Source organism: Rheinheimera sediminis, from assembly GCF_004005375.1.
In the GTDB taxonomy this organism is placed as follows: domain Bacteria; phylum Pseudomonadota; class Gammaproteobacteria; order Enterobacterales; family Alteromonadaceae; genus Pararheinheimera.
Map to the genome: position 1 here is coordinate 256,104 of NZ_RZUF01000001.1, position 9,880 is coordinate 265,983.

Sequence of the window (9,880 nt, forward strand, 5' to 3'; positions counted from 1 at the left end):
ATGGAACGTTATCAGCAGTTATTCAGCCGCCTTGCCGCAGCCAAACAAGGCGCTTTTGTACCATTCGTCACTATGGGCGACCCTGGCCTTGAGCTGTCTTTTGACATTATCAAAACTTTAATAGACGCAGGTGCCGATGCCTTAGAACTGGGTATCCCTTTCTCCGACCCTATAGCAGACGGCCCGGTGATCCAAAACGCTAACATCCGCGCTTTAGCAGCTGGCGTGACGCCAGCCCAGTGTTTTGAGTTGATTGGCCGCATTCGCCAGTACAACCAAGACATTCCTATTGGCTTGTTGCTGTATAGCAACCTGGTAATGGCCAAAGGCATAGACGCCTTCTACCAGCAAGCACAGCAAGCAGGAGTAGACTCTATTCTGATCGCCGACGTGCCTTTGCACGAAAGCCGACTATTCAGAAACGCTGCGCTGAAGCACGACATAGCGCCTATTTTTATAGCGCCGCCAAACATCACAGATGACAGCTTGCGTGAACTGGCCTCTTATGGCCGTGGTTACACCTATTTACTCAGTAGAGCCGGCGTTACAGGTACTGAAACTCAGGCCACTATGCCAGCCAGTGGCTTAATCAATACCCTGAAAGAGTACAATGCTGCCCCAACCTTATTGGGTTTTGGTATTTCCAAACCAGAACACGTAAAGGCCGCCATTGAAAGCGGTGCAGCTGGCGCTATTTCAGGTTCAGCCATAGTGCAAATCATCGAAAAAAATCAACACCAACCTGAACAACTGCAACAACAGCTGTTCAATTTTGTCAGCAGCATGAAAGCTGCCACTCTCTGATAAAAATGGGGACGGAACACATAAGTTACACGTAACTGATGTGTTCTTTCTCCTGTTATAGGCGAAATATTTTAACTTGTACCCCAGCCTGTCCGGAACAAAGCCCACAAGTTTCTGATAAAAATTGCAAGTAAGATCAAATATGTTTGCCAAAGCAGGCCAGCTCAAATTCGCGATAGCAGAAACAGCCCAAACGAGTGAATAAAATTCATCTGATTGATAAATAATCTATTTTGGTTAAGCCTGTGTAAGACAGCTGCCACATATGCTTGGTACAGTTGCGGGGCGGCAAAAAATTTAATGCAGAAACCCTTTGTCTTAGTATTTTTTGCTGTGTAGAATCTGACCACTCTAAATCCATGCCAGCTTTTCTGCATGGAGAATAGTTAAAGGGAAATGGCTATGAATACGAGCACAAATTTCAGAACTGCTGAAAACGGCAGTTGCTTTTTTAACAGATTATTTGACATCGTTGCAATAGGCACCGCGTTGTACCTAGGCCTGAAACTACATGGCCAGGTTGTTACCACCAGTTACATCATGTTGTACTTCACCGTAATGGCCGTGTATTTGTATATGGCTGAATCCGTGCAGTTGTACCGTTCATGGCGCGTAGGCACAATACAGCGTAACTTGGCGCTGGTTGTGGTATGCCTTTGCGTGGCCTTTGGCATGATGCTGGTGATCACCTTCGCCTTAAAAAGTACTGCCAGTTATTCACGGGTGGTGTTTGGTTTATGGTTCTGCATCTCTTTTGGTATCACCACCTTCTGGCGTATTGCCGGGCGTTTGGTGAAAAACAGCCTGCATGCCAAAGGCATCAGCGTAAGGCGGGTAGCAGTAGTAGGTTGCACACCCAATGCCATTCGCTTAATTAAAGAAATTCAAAGCAAACCAGAAATGGGCTTAACCTTTTGTGGCGTGTACGACGACAGAGAAGCCGACCGCTTAACCGAATGCTCAGCCAACCTGATTGGCAAGGTAGAAGAATGTGTTGAGGCGGCCAGGCAAGGTTTATTCGACAAACTGTATATTACGCTGCCATTGTCGGCCGATAAGCGCATAGCCGATATTATCCAGCGTTTGGGTGACACCACAGTAGATGTGCACTTAGTGCCCGACTTCTTACTCTACAACCTGATGCATGCCCGGCTTGGCAACGTAGGTGAAGTAGAAACCCTAAGCGTATTCGAATCGCCCTACTATGGAGCACGCGACTGGGTAAAACGCAGTTTTGACATTGTAGTCAGCAGCATAGCGCTGATATTATTGGCTCTGCCTATGCTAGGCATTGCCGTAGCTATTAAAGCAACAAGTCGCGGCCCAGTGCTGTTTAAGCAAGACAGATACGGCTTAGATGGCAAACCAATTAAAGTTTTTAAGTTTCGCAGCATGACAGTTCAGGATAATGGCGCTAAAGTAGTGCAAGCTAAAAAAGGAGATGCTCGCATTACCCCTCTGGGTGCAGTGCTAAGAAGAACCTCTCTGGACGAGCTGCCACAATTTATTAATGTGTTTTTTGGTGATATGTCGGTTGTTGGCCCTCGCCCACACGCCGTAGCCCACAACGAGGAATACCGCAAACTGGTGGCCTTTTATATGCTCAGGCACAAAGTGAAACCAGGTATTACTGGCTGGGCGCAAATTAATGGCTGGCGCGGTGAAACAGACTCGTTAGAAAAAATGGAAAAACGAGTAGAATACGACCTGAACTACATCAAAAACTGGTCATTGTGGTGGGACACTAAAATTGTATTTTTAACCTTTTTCCGAGGCTTTACAGGAAAAAACGTTTACTAAAAAAGGGAAAATGAATGAAATCTAAGGTAGCTATAATGGTCGCACTGGCCATTACCAGTGCAAAGTCTTTTGCTGTTGATCCACAGTCGTTTCAAACCAGTTCGGGTTTTGATATTACGCCGTTACTGACCACTGGTTTAAAATACGACGACAACATTGCCAGCACTAGCGCCAATGAAACCGACAGCTGGATTTTTTCTGTAGTCCCTTCTGTGAAAGCAGTGTTGGACACAGGCGTCAGCAAAACTGAATTAACAGCAGCTATTGCCAATGGTACCTATTTCAGCAGCAGTGACGACAACTTTACCGACACCTTTATTGGTGGATTGTTCGACAGCCAGCTGTCTGAGCAAAGCAAGTTTAATGTAAAAGCAGACTTAGTCTGGGGCCATGAAGACAGAGGTACAGGTATTACTGAAGGTGCAGGCGCAGCACAAGAAGAGCCTACCCGCTTTAATAACCAAACTTTGTCTGGCTATTATGAATACGGTGCTAAAGCAGCCCCTGCCCGTGTGCGTTTTGGTGCTAAATACTTTAACAAAGAGTATATGAACCAAAGAGCTATCACTCAGTTCCGTGACTACGACTCGTTACTGGGCGGCGTAAACTTTTATTACGACACTATGTCTGGCACTACTGCAGTGCTGGAAACCAGTGTGGAAGACGTAAGCTACGATTTCGTCGACCCAACAGCACCACGCGACAGTACAGACAGCAATGCCCGGGTGGGTGTGGAATGGCAAATTTCAGCTTTAACCTCAGGCGAAGCTAAAATTGGTTACCAGAAAAAAGACTTTGACGATGCAGGCCGTGAAGACTTCAGCGGCGTGTCCTGGATAGTCAATGCCAACTGGTCACCTTTAACATACAGCAGCTTTAATGTTGGTACTGGCCGTAAAGCCAAAGACCCACTGCAGGGCGGCGATTACATTGAAGAAACCACCTACACTTTAGGCTGGAGCCACAACTGGAGCTCAAGCTTACAAACCAACTTGTCGTACAACAAGATGGAAGAAGAGTATGTAGGTATAGTACGTACAGATGAAAACGACTCTTACAATGCCAGCGTAAAATATGCATTCCGTCGTTTTGTTGACGTGACCTTATTTACTACAGTGTCTGACAAAACTTCAACTGTACCTGGTATAGAGTTTGACCGTAGCATCACAGGCATTAGCTTCGATATTTCGATGTAAGCGGTCTGATGTTTTAAAGTTTTAATATTTAACTGTTTTATTGTTTAAGTGTTTTAATAGCTTTTATTGATTTAGTGTTCAACACGACTTTAGGTTAAACCTCATGCAACAACTCGTAGTGCTGTTTGTTGCCCTTTGCTTAAGCTGGTCGTCCTGGGTGTTTGCCCAGGACGATTCTGCTTATTTATTAGGGCCGGGCGATAAAATTATTATTCAGGTGTATGGCGAAGAGGATCTGAAAATAGAAACTCAGTTAACCGACAGCGGCAAAATCAACTACCCCTTTCTTGGCGAAATAATGGCCAAAGGCATGACCATTAAGCAACTGGAAAACCGTATTTATACCGGTTTAAAAGGCGATTATTTTGTTGAGCCTAATGTATTCGTTGGCATGGTGGAATACCGGCCATTTTTTATTCATGGCGAAGTCAAACAACCAGGCGGCTACCCTTATAAACCCGGCATGACAATAAACCAGGCCGTGGCACTGGCCGGCGGCCTGACAGAACGCGCTTCCAGAGAGAAAATTTTTATTTACCGCGAAGGCGACAAAAACAAGGCCACCACAGCAGACCTGAGCTTTAAAGTAAACGCAGGCGACACCATTACCATAGAGCAGAGATTCTTTTAATTATGGCAGTAACGGACTTAATGGTTAACCCTGCACCACAGCAGGACGTGATAGACCTACGTAAATACTTTAGCGTGATCAATATTCATAAATGGCGCATTTTGGGTCTGGCGGTATTGGTTGCTGTGATTACTGTGCTGGCTGTGCTGAATATGCAGTCCAGGTACTCAGCTACTGCTACCTTGCTGATTGAAGCACAGCAAGCCAAGGCTATTTCTATTGAAGAAGTGTATGGCATGAACTCCAGCCAGCAGGAGTACTACCTAACCCAATTTGAAATTTTAAAAAGCCGCTCTATAGCCCAAACTGTCGTAGACAGAATGGACTTAACCAATCACCCAGACTTTGAGGTAAAACCGAGTCTATTAAAGCGACTCCAAGACTTAGTGCCTTTTTTACCGGACTTCGAAAGTAATTTAACTGAAGCTGAGCTGGCGCATAAAGCACGCGAAGATCTGATCACTGAATTTCAGCAAAGGCTGAGTATTAATCCAATACGTAAAACTCAGTTGGTACAAATTAGTTTTACTACCTTTACGCCGCAATTAGCGGCCGATGTAGCCAATGCCATAGCCGACACTTATATCGAAAGCCAATTAGAAGCCAAACTTGGTATCACGCAAAAAGCTGCCAGTTGGTTAGGTGGCCGCTTAGGTGAATTAAGGGCGCAACTGGACGATTCTGAAGCCCGTTTGCAAGCATACCGTGAACAAGAAGGCTTAATAGACGTAGAAGGTGTACGGGGTTTAGGTGCTAAAGAGCTGGAGAGGCTCTCTGAAGCCTTAACAGAAGCCCGTTCGCGCAAAGCCCAGGTAGACGGCTTTATGCGGGTGATTAAACAGTACGGCACAGACAAAATAGAGCGTCTGGAAAGCCTGCCAGAAATTACTGCGCACAAAGGGGTGCAGGATGTAAAAGCGCAACAGGTGCTAACAGAGCGCCGCGTGTCTGAGCTTTCCAAAGTCTATGGTGCTAAACACCCGCGCTTATTGGCTGCGCAAAGTGAGTTAACTGCGGTGCAGGATAACTTACGCAACCAAATTAAAAAGCTGATTTCAGGTATAGAAAACGAAGCCCAAACCATACAGGAAACGGTCAATTCGTTAGAAATAGAAATAGCTAAAGCTAAAACCCTGTATCAGGATGTGAGCTTAAAAGAAACCACTTACCAGCGTTTAGAGCGCGAAGTTGAAACCAATAAGCAGCTGTTCGACACCTTTTTGTCACGACAAAAAGAAACCGAAGTGACCAGCGACTTCGACTCAGCTATAGCACGTTTTACCGACAGAGCAGTAGCAGCCACTGAGCCTGTAGCGCCTAAGCGCAAACTAATTGTAGTACTGGCTTTTGTTGCTACTTTAGGTTTAGGCATTATGCTGGCCTTTGTACTGGATGCGTTAAACGACACGATAAAATCGCCACAGCAAGTAGAAAGCATGTTGTCGCAGCGCTCTTTGGGCTTTATTCCTGAAATACCGCATAAAAAGACAGTGGATTTACCTATTCATACCTTTTTTAGCGACCAGCACAAGCAGTATGCCGAGTCGGTACGCAGTATCAGAACCAGTATTACCTTGTTAGCGCTGGACCGTAGCCTAAAAACCATTGAAGTAACCTCTTCGGTACCAGGTGAAGGTAAATCTACTGTGGCTTCAAATATAGCTTTTGCTTTTGGCCAAATGGAAAAGGTACTGCTGATAGACGCCGATATGCGCCGCCCTACTCTGGCCAAACGTTTTGGTTTACCGGCTTACCAGCCTGGTTTAGCCAATATTATTGCCGGCCGTGAGCAAATTGAAGATTGCTTAGTGGTAGACGAGGCATCTGGTATTACGCTGTTATCGGCTGGTAATGTGCCGCCTAACCCACTGGAATTATTGGCTTCTGAGCGCTTTAACCAGGTATTGGCTGAGCTGGCCTCACGCTTCGACCGGGTTATTGTAGATACACCGCCAGTACAGGCCGTAAGCGACCCTCTGGTGATAGCTAAACAAGTAGATGCTGTGGTTTATGTTGTATCCTCTGACCATACCCGCAGTGGCGCTATCCAAAGCGGTATCGCCAAGTTACTGCAAGCAGAAAACAACCTGTACGGTGTGGTATTAAACAAAGTGGATATGAAGAAAGTAGCGCAGCAATACGGCGACTACGGCCAATACGGTTACTACCACTACTACAGCAGCAACGAAAGCTAACAACCTTGGGGTCACAACCTTGGGGTCAGGCCTTGAATTTTGAATTGATTCAATGAACAACCTTGGGGTCAGGCCTTGAATGTTGAATTTTTTCAACATTCAAGGCCTGACCCCAGAACAAGGCGTCAAATGAACGAGTCCCCATGAGCATAGTTAAGCTATGCGATTGGGGTGAGAGAATGCAGACAACGCGGCTGCGGCGGCAAGGACGACGGGAAAATGTTTGACTTACATTCACACCTGATACCCGGCATAGACGACGGCGCCCGGGACATGGAAGAAGCCATTGCTTTGCTTCGGATTGCAGAGCAGGAAGGCATTAGCCATATGGTGATTACCCCTCATATTCACCCTGGCCAGTTTGATAACACCAGCGCCATCATTCAGCAAGGCTTGTCAGAATTAAAAGCCGCCTGCGCCACTGCAGGGGTAGCAGTACAATTGGCTGCTGCAGCTGAAGTACGTTTGTCGAGCGAAATTCTGCAATGGACAGAGCAAGGCATGCTGCCTTTTATAGGTCAGTACCAGGGCTTTAACGTGCTGCTGTTAGAACTTCCCCACAGTCATGTACCAGCAGGCGCCGATAAGCTGGTGAAATGGCTGCTGAATAAAAATATTCTGCCTATGATAGCCCACCCGGAACGCAACAGAGATGTGCAGGCCGATCCGGCTAAGCTGGCGCCTTTTATCCGCTTAGACTGCTTATTTCAATTAACAGCCAGTTCTGTACTGGGCGATATGGGTGAACGCAGCGCGGCTTTATCTGAGCAGCTATTAAAACAAAAGTTATTTAGCATTATGGCCACAGACAGCCATAACCTGCTACGTCGCCCTCCTAAGTTACAACAAGCAGCGCAAAGGGTTAGCCAATTAGTAAGCGACGACTACGCCGAGCAACTGGTATTGCATACCCCTAAATTGATCAGCGAGGTGCTGTTTGCCAGCTAGCTACTTCAGTTCAGGCCGGCGCAGCAGGCGCCCTGCCACGCCCCCTGCTCCAGCGCTGCAGGTAACGGTCACCACTAAATTACTGGCAGTGCTGTTGCTATTGGCGGCAGGCTGGTTAGGGCATTCCATCAGCAACGCCGGGCTTGCCAGCGCTTACTACTTTAAAGCAGATTATTATATTAACCTGTGGCAACGCAAGCCAAAAACGCTCGATCAGCACAGCTGGCAGGAAGCGGCCGATGCTATGGCTCAGGCAGTACAGCGCCACCCTCAACACCCTCATTACTTGCTAACTCAAGCCAAAGTCAACGAATGGGGCTGGTATGGCGGTTTTAAAACAGCAGAACAAATAGCCGAAAACGAACAACTTTACCTGAAAGCCATTGAGTTAAGGCCCAGCTGGCCCAACGCCTACGCCGACTACGCTTATTTTTTAGGCATGGTTAACTTCAGAATCACCGAGGCTTTTACTGCGCTGCAAAACGCAAAAAAATTCGGCCCCTTTATCCCCGAAACCTTTCAGCGCACTTTTACCATAGCCACACACCACTGGACTATTCTTAGTGGCAGCCAAAAAGCTATGGGTTTTCAAGCGCTTGAAGCGATGATCAAAAACTCGTACAGCACCTACAGGCAAGCGGTAGAAACCAGCAAACAATACCAGCTGCAACGCCAGTTTTGCATCTATTTACGACTTAAAAAAGCTGAGTTCGCCAGCTCAACCCAAAAAAACATAGAAAAAGACTTCTGTGGGGTCAGGCCTTGAATGTTGAATAAATTCAACATTCAAGGCCTGACCCCGAGGGATGACTCGAAAGAGAACCCTGGGTGGGCTTGACTTAGTCCCGTTAGTAGCTATTTTCAATATCCGGCGCAACAAATAGCAGGATGGCAAAAATGGCTAGACCATTACGTCTGGAGTTTGAAGGCGCGTTTTACCATATAACCTCCAGAGGCAACAGCAAACAAGCTATATACTTCCAAGATTCGGACTACTTCAAATTTCTAGAAGTTTTACAGCACGTGTGTGAACGGCATTTCTGGCGCATTCATGCCTACTGCCTGATGACCAATCATTATCATCTGGTGGTAGAAACTCCGGTCGCCAATTTGTCCATTGGAATGCAGCAGTTGAATGGCGTGTACACTCAGTACGTGAACAAAGTGTACGAGCGCTGTGGCCACATTTTTCAGGGCCGCTTTAAAAGCATTGTGGTTGATAGCGATAGCTACTACACCACACTGATCCGATACGTACTGCAAAATCCGCTGCGCGCTCAGATGGTTAGCCATATCGCTGAGTACAAGTGGACGAGCTATCATGCAAGCATTGGCAAATGGCCTGCACCTGACTGGCTGGTTGTGCAGCAGGTATTGCAGTACTTTCATCACGACAGCACCAAAGCCAAAGCTGCTTTTGCTGCTTTTTGCCAGATCACCGACGAAAAACCACTTTGGGACCAACTGACCAACCAGATATTTCTGGGCGATGATAGCTTTACCCAACTACAGCTGGCAAAAATAGCCCAGCCCGCCAGCACAACAGACATTCCAGTGGTTCAGCGCCGGTCGCCCGTTCTGCCACTGGAAGAATACCAGCGCCTCAACACCGACAGAAACCAAGCCATCGCAGCCGCCTTTCACTCCGGCGGATACAGCATGACAGACTTAGCCAAACACTTCAGTTTACACATCTCCACCATCAGCAAACTGCTCAGGGTCAGGCAGATTTTGTGAAGATTGCAACTTCGAGTATCAAGTATTATCATTATGTTTGTTAACATTTACGTCAAGTTCAAATTGTTCACGTGAATTATATTTTTTAAACTTTCAATATGGTATCTCATTGTGATTTAAATGTTTTTTTTGGATTTTTGAATCGATAGGGAGTTGTATGATTCGTTCTATAGTGCAAACGCGTTGGATTTTTTTCGCAAATTTAATCATTCTCTTTTTTTTTGCAACGAGCGTTTCTGCTGAAGGTTTAACATTCTCATGCAGTAATAACACCGTTAGTAGCATTACGATCAATCCCCAAAAAGTAACAGCAAATCAATCATTTACAATGAATGTCGCTACATCCGTTTCAGTAAACCGGATGAGTGTTAGATTTACCAGAAATTCAACCAGTAACCTCATGCAGGGCTCTGGGCGATCTTTTACTTATGTAAGAGATTCGGGACTCACCCAAGATAGTGATTTCGAAATCTATCTGAATTCTTCTGCGACAGCAATTTGTACAGGTTCAATAAAGTTAAGTGTTATCACGCCGCCAAAAGTCAGCTCGTTCACCACAAATCCGGCCA

The 9,880-nt window shown here is 46.2% G+C and carries 9 protein-coding genes; all 9 read left to right on the forward strand.

Annotation, left to right across the window (positions count from 1 at the left end; translation table 11 throughout):
• Positions 1-804, forward strand: a complete 804-nt coding sequence (trpA, locus tag EMM73_RS01125; RefSeq protein ID WP_127684613.1) for a tryptophan synthase subunit alpha — start codon at positions 1-3, stop codon at positions 802-804.
• Positions 805-1,206: 402 nt separating this feature from the next.
• The gene (locus tag EMM73_RS01130; protein WP_127684614.1) at positions 1,207-2,604 is read left to right on the forward strand and encodes an undecaprenyl-phosphate glucose phosphotransferase; all 1,398 of its coding nucleotides are present in this window, start codon (positions 1,207-1,209) and stop codon (positions 2,602-2,604) included.
• A 14-nt stretch (positions 2,605-2,618) separates the two neighbouring features.
• Positions 2,619-3,800: an outer membrane beta-barrel protein gene (locus EMM73_RS01135; protein ID WP_127684615.1), complete on the forward strand. Its 1,182-nt coding sequence runs from the start codon at positions 2,619-2,621 to the stop codon at positions 3,798-3,800.
• A gap of 103 nt (positions 3,801-3,903) precedes the next feature.
• Positions 3,904-4,431, forward strand: a complete 528-nt coding sequence (locus tag EMM73_RS01140; protein ID WP_127684616.1) for a polysaccharide biosynthesis/export family protein — start codon at positions 3,904-3,906, stop codon at positions 4,429-4,431.
• Between the two features lie 2 nt (positions 4,432-4,433).
• The gene (locus EMM73_RS01145; protein WP_261373296.1) at positions 4,434-6,626 is read left to right on the forward strand and encodes a GumC family protein; all 2,193 of its coding nucleotides are present in this window, start codon (positions 4,434-4,436) and stop codon (positions 6,624-6,626) included.
• A 219-nt stretch (positions 6,627-6,845) separates the two neighbouring features.
• Positions 6,846-7,574, forward strand: a complete 729-nt coding sequence (locus EMM73_RS01150; RefSeq protein WP_127684617.1) for a tyrosine-protein phosphatase — start codon at positions 6,846-6,848, stop codon at positions 7,572-7,574.
• The gene (locus tag EMM73_RS01155) at positions 7,564-8,340 is read left to right on the forward strand and encodes a hypothetical protein (protein ID WP_127684618.1); all 777 of its coding nucleotides are present in this window, start codon (positions 7,564-7,566) and stop codon (positions 8,338-8,340) included. Before EMM73_RS01150 ends, EMM73_RS01155 begins: the two co-directional genes overlap by 11 nt.
• A 131-nt stretch (positions 8,341-8,471) precedes the next feature.
• Positions 8,472-9,311, forward strand: coding sequence for a transposase (locus EMM73_RS01160; RefSeq protein ID WP_127684619.1), 840 nt, complete (start codon positions 8,472-8,474; stop codon positions 9,309-9,311).
• Positions 9,312-9,468: 157 nt separating this feature from the next.
• Positions 9,469-9,880: hypothetical protein (locus tag EMM73_RS20170; RefSeq protein WP_222422563.1), on the forward strand; the 412-nt coding region annotated here is incomplete at its 3' end.